Origin of the sequence: Streptomyces sp. TG1A-8 (assembly GCF_030499535.1) — a bacterium.
Lineage (GTDB): Bacteria > Actinomycetota > Actinomycetes > Streptomycetales > Streptomycetaceae > Streptomyces.
In genome coordinates this window covers 3,304,627-3,323,184 of sequence record NZ_JASTLB010000001.1, presented here as the reverse complement: position 1 = coordinate 3,323,184, position 18,558 = coordinate 3,304,627, and the positions used below count along the sequence as shown (strand labels likewise).

The 18,558-nt window shown below is 69.4% G+C and carries 18 protein-coding genes and 2 pseudogenes; 11 read left to right on the top strand and 9 right to left on the bottom strand.

Going from position 1 to position 18,558, the window contains the following annotated elements; all coding sequences use genetic code 11:
* Positions 1-8: 8 nt before the first annotated feature.
* The gene (locus tag QQY24_RS14340; RefSeq protein ID WP_301973075.1) at positions 9-1,181 is read right to left on the bottom strand and encodes a serine hydrolase domain-containing protein; all 1,173 of its coding nucleotides are present in this window, start codon (positions 1,179-1,181) and stop codon (positions 9-11) included.
* A 71-nt stretch (positions 1,182-1,252) separates the two neighbouring features.
* Positions 1,253-2,595: pseudogene (locus tag QQY24_RS14335) on the bottom strand (tetratricopeptide repeat protein).
* 250 nt (positions 2,596-2,845) lie between these two features.
* Here QQY24_RS14335 and QQY24_RS14330 point away from each other — a divergent pair.
* From QQY24_RS14330 to QQY24_RS14310, 5 genes are all read left to right on the top strand, one after another.
* A complete protein-coding gene (locus tag QQY24_RS14330; RefSeq protein ID WP_301973074.1) occupies positions 2,846-3,340 on the top strand; it encodes an ATP-binding protein in 495 nt (164 codons plus the stop codon).
* Between the two features lie 181 nt (positions 3,341-3,521).
* Entirely contained in the window at positions 3,522-3,671 is a 150-nt protein-coding gene (locus QQY24_RS14325; protein WP_301973073.1) for a hypothetical protein, read from the top strand.
* 134 nt (positions 3,672-3,805) lie between these two features.
* Entirely contained in the window at positions 3,806-3,973 is a 168-nt protein-coding gene (locus QQY24_RS14320) for a hypothetical protein (protein ID WP_004939628.1), read from the top strand.
* Positions 3,974-4,065: 92 nt separating this feature from the next.
* Positions 4,066-5,262 (top strand): cupin domain-containing protein, encoded by a 1,197-nt coding sequence (locus tag QQY24_RS14315; RefSeq protein WP_301973072.1) that lies wholly within the window; start codon positions 4,066-4,068, stop codon positions 5,260-5,262.
* Positions 5,196-6,053, top strand: a complete 858-nt coding sequence (locus QQY24_RS14310; protein WP_301973071.1) for an aldo/keto reductase — start codon at positions 5,196-5,198, stop codon at positions 6,051-6,053. The genes QQY24_RS14315 and QQY24_RS14310 overlap by 67 nt, the downstream gene beginning before the upstream one ends.
* Here QQY24_RS14310 and QQY24_RS14305 read toward each other — a convergent pair.
* Positions 6,041-6,898, bottom strand: coding sequence for a hypothetical protein (locus tag QQY24_RS14305; RefSeq protein ID WP_301973070.1), 858 nt, complete (start codon positions 6,896-6,898; stop codon positions 6,041-6,043). The genes QQY24_RS14310 and QQY24_RS14305 overlap by 13 nt on opposite strands.
* Positions 6,899-6,995: 97 nt before the next feature.
* Here QQY24_RS14305 and QQY24_RS14300 point away from each other — a divergent pair, with 97 nt between their 5' ends.
* The 4 genes from QQY24_RS14300 (at position 6,996) to QQY24_RS14285 (ending at position 10,249) form a co-directional block, all read left to right on the top strand.
* On the top strand, positions 6,996-7,793 hold the full coding sequence (locus QQY24_RS14300; RefSeq protein WP_301973069.1) for a trans-aconitate 2-methyltransferase: 798 nt from the start codon (positions 6,996-6,998) through the stop codon (positions 7,791-7,793).
* A 76-nt stretch (positions 7,794-7,869) separates the two neighbouring features.
* Positions 7,870-8,823: an FAD-dependent oxidoreductase gene (locus QQY24_RS14295; RefSeq protein ID WP_301973068.1), complete on the top strand. Its 954-nt coding sequence runs from the start codon at positions 7,870-7,872 to the stop codon at positions 8,821-8,823.
* Positions 8,824-8,850: 27 nt separating this feature from the next.
* Positions 8,851-9,249, top strand: coding sequence for an NUDIX hydrolase (locus QQY24_RS14290; protein ID WP_301973067.1), 399 nt, complete (start codon positions 8,851-8,853; stop codon positions 9,247-9,249).
* A 298-nt stretch (positions 9,250-9,547) separates the two neighbouring features.
* Positions 9,548-10,249 carry a 2'-5' RNA ligase family protein gene (locus QQY24_RS14285; RefSeq protein WP_301973066.1) on the top strand — a complete coding sequence of 234 codons (702 nt, stop codon included), beginning with the start codon at positions 9,548-9,550 and terminating at the stop codon, positions 10,247-10,249.
* Positions 10,250-10,268: 19 nt separating this feature from the next.
* Here the strand turns inward: QQY24_RS14285 and QQY24_RS14280 are convergent, their stop codons facing one another.
* Positions 10,269-10,973, bottom strand: coding sequence for a nucleotidyltransferase domain-containing protein (locus QQY24_RS14280; RefSeq protein ID WP_301973065.1), 705 nt, complete (start codon positions 10,971-10,973; stop codon positions 10,269-10,271).
* Positions 10,974-11,160: 187 nt separating this feature from the next.
* Between QQY24_RS14280 and QQY24_RS14275 the strand changes: the two genes are divergently transcribed.
* Both QQY24_RS14275 and QQY24_RS14270 read left to right on the top strand, forming a co-directional pair.
* Complete coding sequence (locus tag QQY24_RS14275) at positions 11,161-11,514, top strand: DUF317 domain-containing protein (RefSeq protein WP_301973064.1); 354 nt, start codon at positions 11,161-11,163, stop codon at positions 11,512-11,514.
* 162 nt (positions 11,515-11,676) lie between these two features.
* A complete protein-coding gene (locus QQY24_RS14270) occupies positions 11,677-12,486 on the top strand; it encodes a DUF317 domain-containing protein (protein ID WP_301973063.1) in 810 nt (269 codons plus the stop codon).
* Positions 12,487-12,926: 440 nt separating this feature from the next.
* On the opposite strand, the gene QQY24_RS14265 is transcribed toward QQY24_RS14270, so the two are convergent.
* The 5 genes and pseudogenes from QQY24_RS14265 to QQY24_RS14245 form a co-directional block, all read right to left on the bottom strand.
* Positions 12,927-14,663, bottom strand: coding sequence for a relaxase/mobilization nuclease domain-containing protein (locus QQY24_RS14265; protein ID WP_301973062.1), 1,737 nt, complete (start codon positions 14,661-14,663; stop codon positions 12,927-12,929).
* Positions 14,660-15,052 (bottom strand): plasmid mobilization relaxosome protein MobC, encoded by a 393-nt coding sequence (gene mobC, locus QQY24_RS14260; RefSeq protein WP_301973061.1) that lies wholly within the window; start codon positions 15,050-15,052, stop codon positions 14,660-14,662. The genes QQY24_RS14265 and mobC overlap by 4 nt, the downstream gene beginning before the upstream one ends.
* A 318-nt stretch (positions 15,053-15,370) precedes the next feature.
* Positions 15,371-16,660, bottom strand: a complete 1,290-nt coding sequence (locus QQY24_RS14255) for a hypothetical protein (RefSeq protein WP_301973060.1) — start codon at positions 16,658-16,660, stop codon at positions 15,371-15,373.
* 211 nt (positions 16,661-16,871) lie between these two features.
* The gene (locus tag QQY24_RS14250) at positions 16,872-17,573 is read right to left on the bottom strand and encodes an ATP-binding protein (RefSeq protein WP_301976246.1); all 702 of its coding nucleotides are present in this window, start codon (positions 17,571-17,573) and stop codon (positions 16,872-16,874) included.
* A pseudogene (locus QQY24_RS14245) lies at positions 17,570-18,501 on the bottom strand (hypothetical protein). The gene QQY24_RS14250 and the pseudogene QQY24_RS14245 overlap by 4 nt, the downstream one beginning before the upstream one ends.
* Positions 18,502-18,558 lie beyond the last annotated feature (57 nt).

Here is an 18,558-nt window from a genome sequence, read left to right as displayed (position 1 = left end):
CCAGGTCATTACGCCAGAGATCGGCGTACTGCCTCGGCCAGCGAGGCCGCTCGCACATCGTCGCCGCCTCCGATGACGCGGTTCATCGCGTAGGCGAATGCAACCCCGTGCTCCGAGTCGGCGAAGGCGAGTGACCCCCCTCGGCCAGTGTGACCGAAAGAGCTCGGCCCGATCATCGGATTGCTCTTGGTGGGCAGCATGTACCCGGCGCTGAAGCGGCTAGGGATCAGCATGACCTGGTCCTTCCCGCGGGCCCGCTCCTCGGTTGCCGACGCCAGGGCGTCCGGGGAGAGCAGGCGGGTTCCGTCCACCTCGCCGATCAGCGCGGCGTACATGCGGGCAAGCGCGCGTGCGGTGCCGATGCCGTTAGAGGCCGGGAGTTCTGCGGCCTGTACCTCCGGTGAGTCGAAGTCGATTTCGGGTGGGTCGGTGACGGCGTAGGCCCTGTTGTTGAATGAGTTCGGGTCCCGCCATGCGGCGACCTGCTCGCGGAGTTCCTCGGGCACCGACTCCGTGGGCAGGGTGGTGAGGTCGACCTCCGGCCGCTGGTACACCATGCGGCTGACTCGGTCGCGCTCGCCGGCGGGCAAGCCAATGAAAAAGTCCAAGCCCAGTGGGGCCGCGATCTCGTCGGCGAAGAAGCGGCCCGGTGAGCGGCCGGACACCCGTCGGATCACCTCGCCGACCAGCCAGCCCCAGGTCCGGCCGTGGTAGCCGTGCGCTGTGCCCGGAGTCCAGAGGGGGCGTTGCGCGGCTAGTGCCGCCGCCATCGGGTGCCAGGCCAGCGCGTCCTTCAACGGTACCGGCTGGTCCAGCGCGACCAGGCCGGCCTGATGGGACAGGAGCCAGCGCACCGGGATGTCCGCCTTGCCGTTCGCGGCGAACTCCGGCCAGTACTTCGTGACGGGCGCGTCCAGGTCGAGTGCTCCGCGCTCGGCCAGCATGTGCACGGCGGTGGCGGTCGCTCCCTTGGTCACCGAGTAGACCAGTTGCAGCGTGTCGCGCGTCCAGGGACGACCGGTTTCGGCGTCGGCCACGCCACCCCACAGGTCCACCACCGGTCGGCCGTTCCGGTACACGCACACCGCCGCGCCGAGGTCTCCGTGCTGGGTGAAGTTCTCCATGAACGCCGCCCGCACCGGCTCGAACCCGGGGGCCACCTCACCGTAGATCGTCGTCATGTCGGCCATCCTGGCAGTCTTGCAGCCCTCTTCACCGAGACGGCTCGTCCCCGGTGGTCAGACGGTCGACATCAAACGGCGACGGACAGTTCCTGCAGACGCTCGCGGAACTCCCGAACGGGAGGTACGGACTTGTGCGGCTCCAACCGCGTGGAGAACTCCTTGAGGCGGTTCAGGGCCGGACGGAGCTGACACTGTCCTCCAGCAGTTCGGCGCCGTAGTTCGCGGCGTCCAACGCACCCTCTAGGTCACCGCCGGCGAGCCGCGCCTCAGCGAGACGGCTTGACCGTACCGCCTTGTCCCGGGGGGCGGCTCTCGTCACGGAAGTCTCCAGGGAACTGGTCGCGCGTTCTACCTGCCCCGAGCGCAAAAGGACCTTCCCCTCGGTCGACCGCAGTTGTGCCTCGCCAAACCAGTCGAGCCAGTCAGGGTTCTCGTCCGTCACGTGGCGCTCCCAGAGGGAGGTGGCACGGTTGAGTGCCGTGCCGGCCTCGCGGTGCTCGCCGTCGCGTGAGAGGGCCTCTGCCTTGTGCAGGTAGAGGAACGACTGGGTGCGGGGCGACAGAGAGCGTGGCGCGTTGTCGATGGCGGTCGAGATGAGGTCGACACGCTCAGCGGTGCGCCCGGCCTCGGAGACGTGCACGCCCATCTCCGCGAGGATGAATGCGCCGAACGCGTCGTCGCCGGCGGTGCGAGCGCTGCGCAGGGCGCCGACGTAGTAGCGCTGCCCTGCGGACCGTAGGCCGGCGTCGTAGGCCATCCATCCGGTCAGGTGCGACACGCGGGCTGCCAGCGCGTACAGCCGGAGCCTGACCTTGTCAGTGAAGCGGCCACCGCTGAGGAGACCGGTGACCAGAGCCAGGTCGCCTCGCGCCTGTTCCAGCAGCCGCGCGCCGCCAAGCTGGTCGTCGAGCGTGCGGAGGGTACTGATGCGGTGCTCGATCGTCGAGACCATCGTGTCCGTGACCCGGTCACCGTTGAGTGCCGCGGCCATGGCGGAGGGCGCGTCCACCCAGCTCGCCGCGAGGCCCGTCAGGGCGGCTCCTGTGATGGTGAGGAAGCCTCTGCGGTCCATCCGTCCACTCCCCACCAGATCGGACAACGCCTCGACGGTACCGGCCTCTGTCCAAGGAGCGGTAAGCCCGGTCACCTCCCAGACTGGCAGCCAGCGGGGCCATCCCTCTGCACGAGCCTGCTCATACGGGACGCCCAGAAGGTTGGCCAGGACGCGCTGGGCGTCCGCGTCCGGCTCCTGGCCCTGTGCCCACTTCCAGACAGTCGTCCGGTTGGTCGCCAGCGGGATACCGAGCTTCCTCCCGTGGTCCTGCATGAGCCGGGCGAATGCGGCCTTGCCCCATCCACGCGTCTGGAGGAGGAAGCTCAGCGGATGGACTGCTAACGGCTGGGCAGGCACGTCATCACTCCTGTCATCCCCTCAAGGCGTAGCTGTGAGGCTACGTCTCGTGTCCGGCTACGGGGAGGGCGTCCCCAGGAGAAACCCCCTAGAAACGTTCCGACGGGCTAGGGCAGCGACGTTGACTGGGTATCAGCCGCCAGCGAGCGCCCAGTTGAACGCTTGGCGGGCGGTTCCTCAGATCGGCGGCTCCATTCCCGCGCCCCCGTCGGGGATGGAGCCGCTCTCCAGCTCTTCGGAGGCGTCCGCCATGCCCACGCTCGTCCATCGGTTCGTCCTCACGGGTACCGAATCCGAGGTGCCCCTGGCTCGACGCGAGATCGTCGACAAGGTACGCGCATGGGGTGTGCCACTGGACGAGGAGACCGCCGACGCCATCCGGCTCGTCGCCTCCGAACTCATCACCAACGCCGTGGTCCATGGGACGGGGCCGATCACCGTCACCCTCTCCAACCGTCCCGATCGGTTGGTGATCGATGTCCTGGACGGTGACCCGGCGGTGCCGCAGACGGAGTGTGCCCAGCCGGACGACGAGCATGGGCGCGGTTTGGCGCTGGTCCGACTACTCGCGGCGAACTGTGCCTGGGAACCCGCCGGCTCCGGTAAGCGGGTATGGGCCGAGATGGCACTACCCACGGTGGCTGAGAGAAGCCCAGCCGCCATCGGTCCGAGTGGCTTATTCACGATGTGGGCCAAGTGCAGGGCCGGAGTCCAGCCGGAGTTGCTGACGCTGGCAGTCGCGTGATGGGGAAGCACGCAGTACGAGCGGCTCCGTCACCGGCCCGCGATGTGGTCTTCCGCCTCACCCGCCGCGACATCGACCCCGTCACAGGTGAGCCGACGGCCTACGCACTGTGGGACCGGCATGAATGGCAGACCCACGGCGAGTGCTGGCTGTGGTGCGGCCGTGACGACGTCGAGGTGACGTGGATCGGGCCCGTCCGTTCGAGCGGCATGCACGCGGCCTCTTCGCCTGCCGCGCGTGCCTGTACGAGCTGGACCAGCGCGTCCTGGAGGCCAACATGCGCCAGGACGCGGCCGTCCTCCAGGTGAGTAACCGGGCCGCCTGGTCGTAGGCGCGGAGTCCGAGCTCGCCGAGCGCTACCCAAAGACCGCCGCCTCACGGAAATCCATCTCTCCCACGGCCGTGAGGCGGCCATGACCTCCCGCCGGACCCCCGGCGGGAGACCCGAAGAGGAAGGAGCACGAGGTGGAAGAGCGTACGGCACCGCCTCCGGCCCGTAGCGGCCTGCTGATGGCGGTCGAGGAGCTGACCGCCGTGCACGACCGGTACGACAGCCTCCGGTCCGACAACGCCGGAAGCTCCGGCGACGCGCCGTGGCCGGGCGGCGACGGCAACCTGCACGACAGCGAGTAGGCACGCACGCACCAAGCGGCGGGGCCGGCACGACTGGTCGTATCGGCCCCGCCGTGTCTACGTCAGGCGACCACACTGTTGGAGGCACAGCGATGGAACATCGATTGATCACCGCGATCGAGACAGCACTCGGGTGGAGCGGAGCCGAGGAACTGGGCAAGGGCTTCGCGCGGGGCGGTCTGGACGACCCCGCGCTCCTCTCCCGCCTCCTGACCCCCAACCGGCTGCTCGACATCGCCATGCGCAGGAGCTTGAACCGTCCGCAGTTCCGGTGCTTCCAGAAGGGTGTGGAGGTGCACCCGGCCGTCTACTACACCGACAGTGTCAGCCCCCGGGGCCAGAGCATCCCCATGGTCAACATGCGCAGCCTCGGTAACCTCCTTCGAGAAGGCGCGACGGTCATCCTCGACCAGGCCAACGTCTTCAACCCGACGATGGAGGTCGCGTGCCGGGCGCTGCAGTGGTGGTCCCATGAGCGCGTTCAGGTCAACGCGTACCTGACGACGAACGACGCCGCCGGCTTCCCCCTGCACTGGGACGACCACGACGTCGTGATCGTGCAGCTCGCCGGCGAGAAGGAGTGGGAGGTGCGCGCGGCTTCCCGCAAGGTCCCCCTGTACCGGGACTCCGACCCCAACAACACGCCGAGCGACGAGATCATCTGGTCCGGCGTGATGAGGACCGGTGACGTCATGCACATCCCCCGAGGCCACTGGCACCAGGCGACCCGGACCGGCAGCGGCTCAGGCAAGAGCCTCCACGTCACCTTCGGCATCACCAAACGCACCGGGGCCAGCTGGCTGGCCTGGCTCGCCGACTGGTGCCGCGAGCACGAAATCTTCAGGCACGATCTGGACCGCTGGCACGGTCCCGACAGCGCACCTCTGACCGAGGCCGCCACGGCGCTGCTCGGCGAGCGCTCCCCGGCCGCTTACCTGGCCGCGTATGAGCAGCAGACGACGCTGCCCCGGCACGTGCCCTTCCTTGACATTCTCGGGCCGCTGGATGCCGTGGTGTGCACCACCCACTTCCCTCCCCGGATCCAGGAGAGCGGGGAGACCGTCGACGTCTTGGCCTCGGGGAAGAAGCTGACCCTCGCGGCCAAGGCTCTGCCGGCGCTGCGTTTGCTCCTGAGCGGTAGGCCGGTCGTGCTGGAACAGGCTGCGACCCTCGTCGGGGCCGAAGTGGCGGAGGTCGCCGAGATCCTGGTGGAGGAGGAGTTGTGCGCGGTCCTGACCCCCGAGTTGTCCTCGGGCTACACCGGTCTCGTCACGAACGCCGGCTCCTGACCGGCGCGCTGGATCTGGGCGTCACTGCGCTCGACACCAGCACCAACTACGCCAGCTTCCGCTCGCACCAGATCCTGGCTCGGACAGCCGGTGACCTGCTGCCGAAGTTCACGGTCTCTACGAAGATCGGTTACTTCCCGGGACCCGATGGGGCGGAGCACTCCCTGGATCCCGTGCGGCTGAAGGCGGCCGTGGAAGAGGCGGCCAAAGACCTCGGACGTGCGCCGGACATTGTGTTCCTGCACAATCCGGAACAGTCGCTCCGGGAAGCCGTGCCGTACAACAAGGATCTGCTTGCCGCGGCGTGTACGGCCCTGGATGACGCAACAGCGAAGGGGTTGTGCGCCGCGTGGGGCATCGCGTCGTGGGATCCGTCCCCGCTTCTGAGCATGGTCGCGCCGGCCGTGCCGAGGCCATCGGTCCTCATGGTCCGCGCCGGATTGCTGGTCGGAGCAAGAACGCTGGACGCAGCGGACACCCTCATCGACGCCTGGGATCTCAGCGATGGCGAAGTCTGGGGGATGAGCCCCTTTGGGGGCGCCGCCAGTGCCTCCGTGTGGGACAGGGTCGACCCGCGCCTCTTCCTTCAGGCCAGCGGCCGGCTCTCCCGCCTACAGGCAGCGTTCAGAACCGCCTACCACCTCCCGCGGGTTGGCTCCATCGCCGTGGGCACCGACGAACCGGCCCACTTGGGGGAACTCGTTGGAGCGCTGGCAGGTCAGGTGGAGGAGCGAACCGTGCATGAGTACCGGAAACTCCTTCGCGACCGCTCGGGTGATCAGTCCTCCTGAAGGTCCTTGATGGCCTGCCCGGCCATGCGCCGCGCGGGCTCCAACCGAGGATCCTCCGGGTGCGCGCACGGCCCGAGGATCTTCGAGCAGACGAACAGCGTCATCAGCTTGCCGTCCCGGCTCTCCAAGTCCCGCCGACGCTCCTGCCATACACGATCGGCCAGAGACGGGACGGCAAGCGAGCTCCCCCACAGGGAAGCAGAGTCCAGCCCCTGCGGGGCGTTCCCCCAGTCCTCCCAGTCGAAGAGACTGAACACCGGGGCCGTCACGTTGGCCCAGTTCAGGTCGGCATGGGCCGGCACCCAACGCTGGACGGTCGTGTCGAAGTCGCCGGGAAAGACAGCTCCGATGGACTCGGTGACCGATGTCTGGGTGATGGTCTCGGTGTCGGGGGTGGCGACCCGCCTCGTCTGGTGCCTTGCCAACGCGTCCAAAGAGGCGTTCAACCCATCCCACCACTCGTCCGGCAGTTCGGGGGCCTCGCTCAGAATGGCATTTCCGACAGGAGCGGCCGGCAGGAGGTCGGTTTCGTCGGCCCGCCACATCACCGGTTCGTTCGCGTCTCGCCAGACGACGCATCCCCGCCATGTCGGCTGGGCGACGCCAACCAAGCGGGCGGCGCATTCCGCGCCGTTCCATCCTTGATCGGTGATTTTGTCGAGCAAGCGTCGCTCTATGCGGACCCAGGTCTCGCGGTCTGTCCGGCCTCCCACGGACCGGCGCTTACGCACCACCGTACCCGGGAGGAATTGGACCTGCAGAGACCGCGCGACGCGATCCAGAACCTCGTCAACCGGCTGTACGCGTAGGTCAACAGCCCGACTCGTGGAGACCGAGAGCGTCATACACGCGACCGTAGCAGCGGGACAGCGGGAGGTAGTCCAACACGAGGAACCAGCAGCTACGTTCGGCTACATCCAGTACCTCACGGGACGTGATCACATGAGTCTGTTCACAGGAACCGCCAGCTACTACCGTCAGTTCCGCCCCGGCATCCCGGAAGGCGTCGCCGAGGCCCTGGACAAGGCCGCTCCGTCCCGGTCCGGGGGTCGGCGACGCCTGCTGGACGTCGGCACCGGCACCGGACTGGTTGCCGAGGCACTGCTTGACCGGTTCGACGACATCATCGCCATCGACAACGACGCCGACATGCTGGCTGCGGCGGAATCGGCGCTGCGCCCAAAGCTGCCCGAGGGCACGCACCTGTCGCTCATCGAGAGCACCGCAGAGGACTTCGTGCCACCCGCTGGCTGGAAAGCCGACCTGGTCACGATCTGCCGTGCGTTCCATTGGCTCGACCAGCCCGCCGTCCTGGCCCGCCTGGACGATCAGGTCGCACCCGACGGTCTCGTGGCCATCTTCGGAGACACCAGCTTTTGGACCGCGACCAGTCCGTGGGAGAAAGCCGTCCGGGACGTCGTCAGGACATTCCTGGGCGAGGAACGGCGTGCGGGCTCCGGCACCTTTCAGCACCACAACCGCCCGTACAGCGAGATCATGGAGGAGTCGCATTTCGATCGGGTCGAGGAGGCGCGGATCCCTGTGCGCCGCACCTGGACCGCCGAGAGCATCCTCGGCTACCTCTACTCCACATCCTTCGCCGCACCCCATCTCTTCGGCGACCGGCTGCCGGCATTTGAGGCTGCGGTCAGGGAGCGGCTCGCGGCCTTCAGCGAGGACGACACCTTCCCTGAGGAGAACGAATTCCTGATCCGCTTTGGGCGGCGGAGTGGGAGATGAGCGCGGCAGCGCGCGACGCGGCCTGGCGCAGCGCGCGGCACGCCCAGCGAGATCCACGGCGCCTAGGGGCAGACACATGACCGCAGGGGAGCGCGTTGTCGTTGTCGGGGCTGGGGTGGCTGGGCTCACCACGGCCGTTGTTCTCGCCGAGGCCGGGGCCTCGGTGCACGTGATCGCCGAGCAGGTGCCGGGGGTCACGTCGCTGGCGGCCGGGTCGATGTGGGGGCCTTACCTGGTCGAGCCGAAGGACAAGGTCGACCAGTGGGGACAACGGTCCCTGGAGATCTTCCGCGAGCTGGCCCAGGACCCGGCGACGGGCGTCCGGTTCACCAATGGCATCGACGCGTCCCGCACGGCCGAAGCCGCGCCCGACTGGGCCATGACCCTTCCGGGCTTCCGGCCGTGCGAGCCTGCCGAACTCCCGGCCGGGTTCACGGCGGGCTACCGGTTCACCGTGCCGCTGATCGGCATGCCCACCTACCTCGACTACCTCATGCGCCGGCTGCACGATGCCGGGGGAGCGATCGAGAGGCGACGGCTGACCTCGCTCTCGGACGCCCGTCCGGCTTCGGCGATCGTCAACTGCGCGGGCCTCGGGGCGCGCGACCTGGTTCCGGACCCTGCCCTTCGGCCCATTCGCGGTCAGCACGTCGTCGTTACCAACCCGGGATTGACCGAGTTCTCCTCAGAGGACACCGGCCTTTCGCCGGATCTGCTGTGCTTCTACCCCCACGGCGACACCGTCGTCCTGGGCGGCACAGCGGTCGACGGCGAGGGCGACCTTGCCCCCGACGACAAGGCGGCGGCCGGCATTCTCGCCCGCTGCGCCGAGGTCGAACCCCGCCTCGCCGAGGCCCGCGTCCTGGAGCACCGGATGGGCGCTCGGCCGACCCGCGTCACGATCCGCGTGGAGAGCGACCGGTGGCAGGACGGCACCTTCGTCGTGCACAACTACGGGCACGGCGGCGCCGGCGTCACGCTGTCGTGGGGGTGCGCCGAGGAGACTCGGACGCTGCTCGCCACCAAGTGATCCGACCCCTGGGAGGAAACAGACGTCGTGGCAGAACAACCGAGCGTAGCCGCAGCCGTCATCGTTCACGGGGGCCGTGTACTACTGGTGCGGCGCCGTGTCAGCGAAGGTTCGCTCTCCTGGCAGTTCCCGGCCGGCAAGGTCGAACCTGGTGAGACTCGAGAAGACGCGGCCGTGCGTGAAACGCAGGAGGAAACCGGCCTGGCTGTGGCCGCTGTGACGATGCTCGGCGAGCGGGTTCATCCGGAGACGGGCCGACTGATGTCGTACGTCACCTGCGATGTGGTGAGTAGCACGGCCCACATCGCCGCCCCCGACGAACTGGCTGAACTTGCTTGGGCGACCCGTGGAGAAATCCCTCAGTATGTGCCCGCGGGGCTGTTCGAGCCCGTGCGGGACTACCTCGACGGAACCCTGCCCTCCTGAGATCCTGTGCTCGCGACTGCGGCCGGGGCCACCGGGTTCTCGCTGACAGGCGTCGGCCAAGCTGGTGAACGGGGCCCGTCTCTGCCGCTCTCACAGCTGGGGGCGGTCCGCGGATCCGGTCGGTCGTCCAGCGCGCTGGCGAACTCCATACGACTGCTGCGGCCTGGCGGGAGCTTCTGGCCGACCGGACTGCGCCGAGGTACTGCGGAGCTGGCACAACGCTCCGTTAACCCGAGCGCGGTGAGTGATTCTGCCAAGATGGCGCTTGCGAGCGACAGCCGTAATAGAAGGGCACCGAGTGCTGCTCAGTTACGACACCAGCGCGTTTCCCTCCGCGCCGCCACCGGACCTGGATGACCCCCAAGTCATCGCGGTGCACGATTGGGCGGCCTTCGACGGAGTAGAGGAGATGAGCAGCCACTGGGATCGGCGTGGGTGGACTCCATCGACGCGCGCCTATTACTGGATGCTCGGCTTCCCCGCAGATTCGGCACTCGCCGAGCATGCTCAGCAGTGCCAAGAGGAGATTCAGAATCTGCACTTCGATCCCATCGACGCGGATGGTCTGCATCTGACCCTGGGTCGGGTAGGGACCGTCGAGGATGTCTCCCTGGACGAACTGAACGCACTGCTGGCCGCTGTGGCCGAGATGCCGACGGACCGGTTCCGGCTGCAGGCCGTACCCATGACTGCATCCCGGGGGGCGGTTCGCTACAGCATCGCTCCCTGCACCCCCGTACTTGATCTGCACGCCAAACTGTCCGCCGCCGGCGCGCAGTGTCAGCTGCCGTTCCGGAAGCCGACCTCCGTGTTGAGACCGCACATCGGCATCGCCTACTGCAACCGCGCGGTGGACGCCCGACTGGTTCGGGAAACGATTCGCCCGCTTCGCGACATGGACTGCGTCAGCGTGCCAGTCGACCACCTTGACCTGGTCGAGCTGCGGCGCCAAGACCGGGCCTATCGCTGGCGCGTCATCGATCAAATCAACTTGGCGTGAGCGGGTTCCGCAAGGTTGTTCACAGAGACCCGGCGCGCTTGTAGCCGACCCACAACCGGCCTCCTGCTTGTTCGAGTACCTCCTCCACAACGGTCACGAGGGCCTCTGCGCGGCCGCTCAGTACCTCGTGGAGGCCGTGGTGCAGGCGGGTGCTCAGTCCCGGGGCGGCCGACTCAAGGCGGCGTGCCAGCCACTTCCCTCCCCCGCTCCACGAACCGCCGATGGCCAGTGCCAGCTCGCCGGTGCGTCGGACCAACTCGGTGGCGATGAACAGACGCTCGCCTTGGTCGTTGCTTCCCGCCAGGTCGTCGAGGAGGTCGGTGATTGCGTAGCGGCGGTCCTCGATCTCTTCCGCTGGCACCGGCGGCGGTCCCGTGGCGGTCAGCTTCCGGGCTTGTGCGGCGAGGCGCGCTCCGAGCCCATCCCTGTCGAAGAGCAGCAACCCGTCGGCACACATCCACAGCAGTGGTGATCGGCGCTTGCGCAGTTCCCGTTCGACGTAGGCGTGCCACGTCGCCTCGGTGTGCACGAACATCTCCACCGGCCAGCTGGCGTGCTGGAGGCATGTCCGGTAGGGGGCTGGGGCGCCGTAGAGCAGCACCACGATGTCCAGATCCGACGTCGCCGTGCGTCGGCCTGTCACGACGCTGCCTCCTAGGAACGCGGCTCGCGCGCTGGGGTGATGTTCCTCTACGACGGCGCGTGCGGCCTCGATCGCCTCCATGGGGCAACTATCAGCACCGCCCACACCGGGCGCACGCCGTTTTCCGCAGCTGGACAGCGCTCGCGCTCTGCATCTCAGTTCGTCGGGGGCAGACGGCAAAGATCCACGAGTGACTGGTCAACGCCGCAAGGGCATGTGAACCTGGACGACCTTCTCGCAAAACACCAGGTCAAAGAGGTGATTGCTCGTGACTGCGGCCCCCCAGGACGCCGGATTCTCCACCAGCGTCGAGGCCCTGCGGCTGCGTGAGTGGCTGCTCGGACCGGGCCAGGCCACTCTCGTGATGGATCAGTTCTTCGCCGACGACTTCCACCTGGTCGTCGACGACCGCGCGGAGGTACACGTCAACTCGAAGGATGGATCCTTCTATCTCGGATGGTTTCCGTCCGGCCGCCCTGGTACCGACGGCGAGGGGTGGAAGATCGCCGTCACCGGTACGGCCAAGGTGCGCGGCTACCAGATGTCCTTCGACACCGAGACGCCGGCCGATGTCGTCGCTGCCGCAGTCGCGTGCGTGCTGGAGACCTCCCAGCGCGTGTGACACCCAGAGGCTCGACGAGTCGGCGCCCCTGGGGGACCTGACGTCTGCCTGGTGAGGGTGAGACGGGGGAGCCCGGCATCTGTCACCCGAGGCCGCCGGAAGGCCCAGCACGGCACATCCATCCAGTTCTACGCAACGCTGGCGGCATCAGCCCCCAGCCCCTTGGAGGCGCACCTGCATCCCGATGTCCCGATCGATCCACCCGCTCCGGCCTGCGTCCCCTCCGCGTACTGGGTCGGTCCCCGGCACCTGGCCGGCGACGACGGACGCCTCTACGACGCCGTCGCTGACACGCTCGCCGGCCTGGGGTGGACGAGCCTGACGCTCGTCCGCGGGCGCCAGGAGCCGGAGGACCGTCAGGTCCTGCGCAGCACCGTCCTGCACATCAGCCCCGACTCCCTGCGGTGGGCGCAGTGGGTCCTGCCGGACGAGCCGTTCCACCTGGGGAACCTACCGATGGCCTGGCAGATCTCCGCCCGTACGGACCCGAGCAGCCCGCTCGCCCAGTGGTCGGCCTACTTCACCCCCGATGTCCCGGGGGAGATCCTCGCCGGCTTCCTTGCCGCGCTCGACGCCCGCGATCAGCCCGCCTTGCCGCTCGGTGGCCCCGAGCTGGTCCTCGACGCGGTTACGGCGCACGGGTGGCTGCGTGACGTCGACCAGCCCGGCTCGGGCGCGGTGGATCCGACGTTCGCCTCCCACATCCGCCTCGGCGAGGTGCCGCCCCTCATCCAGGATGGCGACCCACTCGCGCTGGTGGCTGAGGCGGACGATGCGGTCCTGGTCGGGTGGCAGGCGTGGGCCGAACCGGTGTTCGGCGCGGGCTACCTGTGGGCCGCGTCGTTCGGCGCCAGCGTGCCGCACGACCTCGTCGCCGCGTTCGCCGACTGCCTCAGTTCCAGCGCGCCGGTGCTGCGTCGGGTGGTGCCGGAGAGCACACGCGACCGACTCCTGCGCGCTCCGGCCGGCTGAGGGCCGTCCAACGCATGAAGCCGGGCCTCCCCTTGGGGAAGCCCGGCTTCATGCTGCTGTGCCCTGGTCGGCGTCCTCGTGCGTTACGGTCTGAGGTTGTTGAGAACGGTCCGCCTCCACGCCTGGTGCTTCGTTCGGCAGGTAGTCCCGGTATCGCTTGAGCTGTATCTCAATCTCTTCGAACTCGGCGCGAGTAGCCCTGCGGAGGAAGGCTCAGCTCGTCCTTGCTGAACGGGCGTCCGTCGAGGTGGTACCGCTTGCTGGTCTCACGCTGGCGCTCGACGTCCGTGTCGCAGAGCAGGACGACGATCTCCGGTCGGGCTTAGGTCTTGGGCATACGGGTGCTCCTCATGGGAGTGGGTGGGTGGAGGCATCATTGGTCCGGAGGATCGCCGTTTTGCCCAACCGGCGATCGTCGGCTATGTTGCGTCGCTTTCCGGTCAGCGTCGGCGGCTGAAATGGTTCCCGACGCCCTGCGTCAGCGGCGGGTTGGGCGCCGAAGTCGCCTGGTGCCGACTGTCTCGGGCGGGCGTCTCGTGGGAGCTTTCGGGCAGGGCGGGCAGGTGGGCGCTGCGGCGCAGGCGCCAGACGAGGACGTCGCTGATGGAGGTCGCGGTGTCGACCTCGCGCCGCCGGGCAGCGTCAGCCAGCAGAGCTGCCGGGTCGTGGCCGGCTCTGCGAGCGTCGTCGAGTGTGGCGGCCAGGGCAGGCCAGCCGTCCTCTGCCCGGATGCGTTCGGCCAGCTCCGGCAGCACCTGGTGGAGAAGGTCGGCTTGCCGTTGCCGAACACGCGGGGCCATACCGCGGCCTCGCTGTGCGAGGGCGGCCATGGATTCACCTGCGGCGGCCTGGTAGGCGGCGCGCAGATGTTCGGCGGCTTGCCGGGCGGCTGCGGCCTGCTGGCCGTGGTGCTTCTTCGCGTGCCAGTTCGCCGCGGCCATGGCGAGGAAGAACGCCATGTCGATGAGCATGGCGGTGGTGGCGCCATCTTCCCCTCGGCCGAGGGCTGGCCCGCTGTGGACGAGATCGCGGGCGACCTGCCGCAGGGCCCGGTCATGCCCACGTGCGGCTCTCACGTGGGAACGGCTGGCCCGCTCGAACGCGAAGGCTGCCTCGCGGAGTTCAGCGCGGGTGTGGGCGGCGGAGGTCTTGGCGAGCGCGTCCAGGATCTCGCCCGCCGCGGTGATCTGGGCAGCTGCCGTGCCGTCGTCGCCGTGGTCGATGATCAGCAGCGCCTGCCAGGTGGCGGCGGAGGCCCGCCGTCGCGCGAACGCGGGGCCGGTCACGTCCGGCAGGGCAGGCTGCTCCGGCCCTGAGCCGTCCGCTGAAGCGGCCTCCGCGGGAAGCGCCCAGCGTTCGCGGATGCGGGGCAGGGACAGATCGGGCGCGAGCGTGGAGCCCGCGTAGAACACCGGTTCCTTCTCACCGTTGCGGTCATTGGGCAGCGCGACCTTGTAGCCGAGCAGGTCACCGGAGGGCGCGATGCGCTTGCGGATCAACAGACCGGCGGCGGCCAGGCGGTCGAAGAACTCCTCCGTGGAGGCGGTGCCAGCGACGGCGCGGCGCACGGTCTCTCGCAGTTCCTCCCGCGCGGTGCGCTCGCGGCCTTCCCGTTGGGCTTTATGTCGTTCGGCGCTGGTGGGCCGCTGGGCGGCGGTGCCGTCGCCGGTGTGGAGGCGGCGCAGCCCGTAGTCGATCTCGATCTTGCGGGCTTCGGCCTGGGAGCGTCTGCCGTCCTGGCGCAGGCGGGCCTGGCGGCCGTCTTCGCGGACGATGGTGGCGATGACGTGGATGTGGTCGTCGGCGTGCCGGACGGCCGCCCAGCGGCACGCGGCGTCGTCGCCGGCGGGGGCGATACCGGTGGCGGCGACCATCCTGCGGGCTATCTCGCCCCACTGCTCGTCCGACAGGATCGGGTCCTCGGGGGCGGCGCGTACCGACAGGTGCCACACGTGCTCGGCGGGCCGCCGGCTCTCGGGCAGGGCCATGACCGGCTGGTCGAGCAGCCGCTGGAGATCGCCGTACGTGGCGTCGGGGTTTCGGCCGGGGTCGGGGGCAAGGCCGTCCCATGCGGCCACCAGGTGCGGGTCGATGTGCTCCTCGTGCGTGCCGGGCCCGTACAGGTAGTGGAGCAGGCCGATGGTGCGCGTGCCCCTAGTGTGGACGCGCGGGATCACGCAGCCGTCCTGTGGTCCAGGTGCTGCTGGGTGAAGGCGTCGACCCGCTTGGCGGCGCGCTGGACGGCGGCGAGGGCGGCTGCGGCCTGCGGGGCGTCGGCTCCGGAGTTCAGCGCTTTGGCCACCTGGTTGAGGTTGTTGCCGATCTGCCCGAGGTGCCGCCGCAGCGCGAACAGCTCCTGCAGCATCTCGTTCTCACCCGCGATGTTCGTGGCGGTGCGGTTGAGGTCGCGGGCAGCGTTGAGAGCCGCGCGGGCAAGGAACCCGGCGACCCTCATATGGCACTCGGCGGCTGCTCGGACGAGGAGTTGGTACTCGTCGTGGTTCATGCGGCAGCTGGGCTGGCGCACGCGTTTCTTCTTGTCGCGCAGACGCTCACGCTGCTGCACACGGGGCTTCGACGAAGAGGCGTGAGCGCAGTCGGTGCTGTGGCACGTGCGCGGTTCCTCCCTCTCAGGATGCGATCCGCCCTCGGTCGCATCCTCAACGATCGGCGTCCCCCGGTGCCGATCCGCTCCTGCCACTCCCGGGGCGGGAGAGGCAGGAGCATTGCTCCCGACGGGAGCAATGCTCCTGCACCAACTTGCTCCTGATGGGGCAGGGGTGATCAGCAGGGATTCCTCGTGGGGCATGGGGTCTTCGTGGTGCGGGGCGTGCATGGGGCCCTTCGGGTCGGGGTCTGGTCGGAAGTGCTGGTGCTGCGGGGATCAGCGGAGTGGATCGCCGGCTGCGGCCTTGAGCTGGGCCTTGAACTCGCGGACGACTCGTCCGACGCCGTCGCTGGAGACGGTGTAGCCGGCGGCGCGCAGGGCGTCCTCGACCCGGTCGCGGCCGACGCTGCCGGTCTCCTCGTACATGCGGCGAGCGTGCTTGAGGATGACCTCGTCGGAGGCACGGGCTTTGCCGGCGTCGCGCTTCTTCCGGGCAGCCCCCTTCCGTTCGCGCTTGCCCGACACGCTGCCCGAGTTGTTGCCCGTGCGCGGTCGGCTGTCCTGCGTCTCTGCCCGTGCGGGCAGCCCGGGCACCGGGCGGGCAGGCTGCGAGCGGGCAGCCGGAGGCACCTCGTCGTCCCCCGGGTCTGATGGGTGTGGTCGGGCAGCGTCCTCTGCCCGCGGCAGTGCTTCCGGGCGGGCGGCGCGCGGGCGGTTGTGCCCGGATTCAGGGGCAGGGGACGAGGCCGGGATGTGCCAGCGCGGCGGCAGTGTGATGAAGGCGAGGCCGAGGGCCTGCTTGCGGGTGGCGAGCTTGCGCAGCAGCAGCTCGTCCTGGAGCGGATCTCCGTCGACGCCGGCCCGCTCCAGCGCCTGGTGCAGTCGCTCTGTCAGGCGTCGTTGCCGTCGCTTGCCGCGCTGTCGGTCGGTCATCGACTCGGCGCGCAGGATCAGGGCGACGGCTTCGCTCAGCGCGCGCTCGCGGATGAGGCGGGTGGCATCGGCGTCCTGGTCGGCGATGCCGAGGCGGGCGAGCAGGCGCTCGCGGGCCTGGCGGACGAGGACGGCGGCCAGGCCGCGCGAGGCGGCGTCAGGGGCGCGGTGGCGCAGCTCGATGCCCATGGCCAGGTGCCACAGCATCGCGGCCATGACGGGGCCGACGAAGGCTCGCACGGTGCCGCCGACGAGCCCGGACTCGGCGTAGGCGGGCAGAACCTGGACGGCGGTGATGACCCAGGTGAGTGTGCCGGGCAGGCCGGGAGCCCGCTTCGGGCCGTTCAGGTTCTGCCGCGCCATCAGGGCGGTGGCGAACAGGGCCAGCTCGGCGGCGGCGAACATCGCGACGCGCTCGGCGGTGCCGTCCATGTCGAGGTAGTCGGCGGCGAACCGCCAGCTGGTGTCCGCGCTGTAGGCGGTGCAGCCGAGCGCGGCCATGGCCGCGACGGGCACCGCGACGGTCCCGCGCCAGCGTTTGCTGCCGGGCGACCGGCGGCGCTGCTGGCGAATCAGCCATCCGGCGAGCAGGCCCAGCAGCACGAGAGAGATGAGGAGCGTCAGGGTTGTCACCGGGGAGGTGACCCAGTCCGGGCGGAGCGGCGTGCCGCTGTTCCGGGTGGCCAGGGAAACGAGGGTCAGAGAAGGCAGGAGGGTCTCCAAGGTGTAGAGGAACCGGGGAGGGCCGGACGATCACGGCGGAGCGTTGAGCGGTCCTGCCGCGCGGGCCGGCGCAGGCCAGGCGTGAGCGCGCGCGGCGCGGCGAGGCAGGTGGGGAGGCCGGTCAGGCGGAGGGCGCGGTGCGGCGTCGTCGGTTGGGGCCTTTGAGGATGACGCGCTCGGTCATTTCGGCGAGGCGGGAGGCGACGCGGTCACCGAGGGCGATGCGTAGCTGCTCCGTCGGGAGGTTGGTGGTGATGAGGGTGGGGAGCATGTGCTCGTACCGGTGATTGATGAGCCGGTAGGTGAGCTCCTCGGTCCACTCGCTGGTCTTGGCCGCACCGAGGTCGTCCAGGAACAGCAGCGGGCAGCGTGCCAGGGTCTGCAGTTCACGTTCGGCGTCATGGCCGGCGCGTGGACGCAGGCGAGCGTGGAAGTCGGCGGTGGTGGTCGCTTCCCAGCGCAGGCGGACGCCACGGGCGAGCAGGGTGCGGATGGCGCCGTACGCCTGGTACGTCTTACCTGTGCCCGTGGGGCCGGCGATCAGCAGCGACGGGCCTTCGGCGATCCCGGGCCCGCCGGGGCCAGGACGCCCGGCGCGGGCGATCTCGTCGGCCCAGACGGCGACCTTCGGGTGGTCGGCCAGGGCTCGGCGGTAGCGGGCGGGGATCCTGGCGTCGGCGAGTTCCAGTGCGGTGACGGGCTCGGCGTGCCCTTCCTCGACGGCCGTGCTGGCGAGGTCGATGCCGCGACTGGCAAGGATGCCGTTGAGCCGGTCGGCGAGCGGGCCGACCCGGTGGGGCTCACGGGTGAGGGTGGCGGTCAGAGGTCACCTCCGTAGGCGGCTTCGGCATCGACGGGGTTTGTCCACGCCCTGTGGACAACCGGCGTGGCGGGGCACGCGTTCATGGCCTCGTGCACGAGGCTCGGCAACGTGCTGGGGTGCAGGCCCTTGGCGCGGTGCAGTCCGAGTCCGGCCCGGATGTGATCGAGGGCTATGCCCTCGTCGAGCAGCTTGCGCACCTGCTGGCCCAGATGGCCCAGGACGTCCTTGGGTGGCCGGTGTGTGCAAGCGGCGGCGTACTCGGCGATGAGCTGATGGGCCGAGACGGTGCGAGGTGCGGGGGCGCTCGCGCCCCCCGAAGGGTCATCTCCTAGATCCATGATCCTAGGTCCTAGATCCGGACCGTGAGACGTCACTGCCCCTCACCGAGCCCTCCCTGCTCCCTCACGGAGGACGCTGTGAAATCGTCCTGACCTGCAGGTTCTCTGTTCGGAGAGGGATTCACCGCAGGGTTGCGTACTTGACCGGGGCCCTCACGGAGGGCTCCGTGAGACAGCAGCGCGGGCTCCGTGACGCCAGCCCCCGTGGCTGGCGTGTCGACGCCGGACGCGGTGCGAGCCGGCGTGTCGTGGCACGGGCAGCCCGGCAGGCGGCTCGCGCTGGGGCGGTTGATCTTCTGATGCTTCTGCCAGGTGACGATGTGCAGGTAGCGCTTGTCGTCCGGGCCCTTGTAGCGGCATAACAGCCCGGTGTCGGCGAGCTGGGCGAGGTCCTGCTCGACGGCGGAGGGCGCGTGCTCCGGGCGCAGGACCCAGAGTTGCCCGGCGATGATCGCGGCGTGGTCACGGTGGCGGCCCTGGTCGTCAGCCTGGGTGAGCAGGCCGAAGAAGGTGCGTTCGGCGGTCAGGGAGACGGCGGCCAGGGACTCGGAGACGAAGGCTTCGGGCTTGATGGTGCGGATTCGTGCCAAGAGGGGCGGTCCTCACTCGGTGGCCGGTGAGCTGGAGGCCCACGGTTCACCGTCGGT

Excerpts from the sequence above, each read along its gene's own strand:
- QQY24_RS14340 (WP_301973075.1), bottom strand. The coding sequence starts at position 1,181 with ATGACGACGATCTACGGTGAGGTGGCCCCCGGGTTCGAGCCGGTGCGG.
- QQY24_RS14330 (WP_301973074.1), top strand. The coding sequence starts at position 2,846 with ATGCCCACGCTCGTCCATCGGTTCGTCCTCACGGGTACCGAATCCGAG.
- QQY24_RS14315 (WP_301973072.1), top strand. The coding sequence starts at position 4,066 with ATGGAACATCGATTGATCACCGCGATCGAGACAGCACTCGGGTGGAGC.
- QQY24_RS14305 (WP_301973070.1), bottom strand. The coding sequence starts at position 6,898 with ATGACGCTCTCGGTCTCCACGAGTCGGGCTGTTGACCTACGCGTACAG.
- QQY24_RS14300 (WP_301973069.1), top strand. The coding sequence starts at position 6,996 with ATGAGTCTGTTCACAGGAACCGCCAGCTACTACCGTCAGTTCCGCCCC.
- QQY24_RS14295 (WP_301973068.1), top strand. The coding sequence starts at position 7,870 with ATGACCGCAGGGGAGCGCGTTGTCGTTGTCGGGGCTGGGGTGGCTGGG.
- QQY24_RS14280 (WP_301973065.1), bottom strand. The coding sequence starts at position 10,973 with ATGGAGGCGATCGAGGCCGCACGCGCCGTCGTAGAGGAACATCACCCC.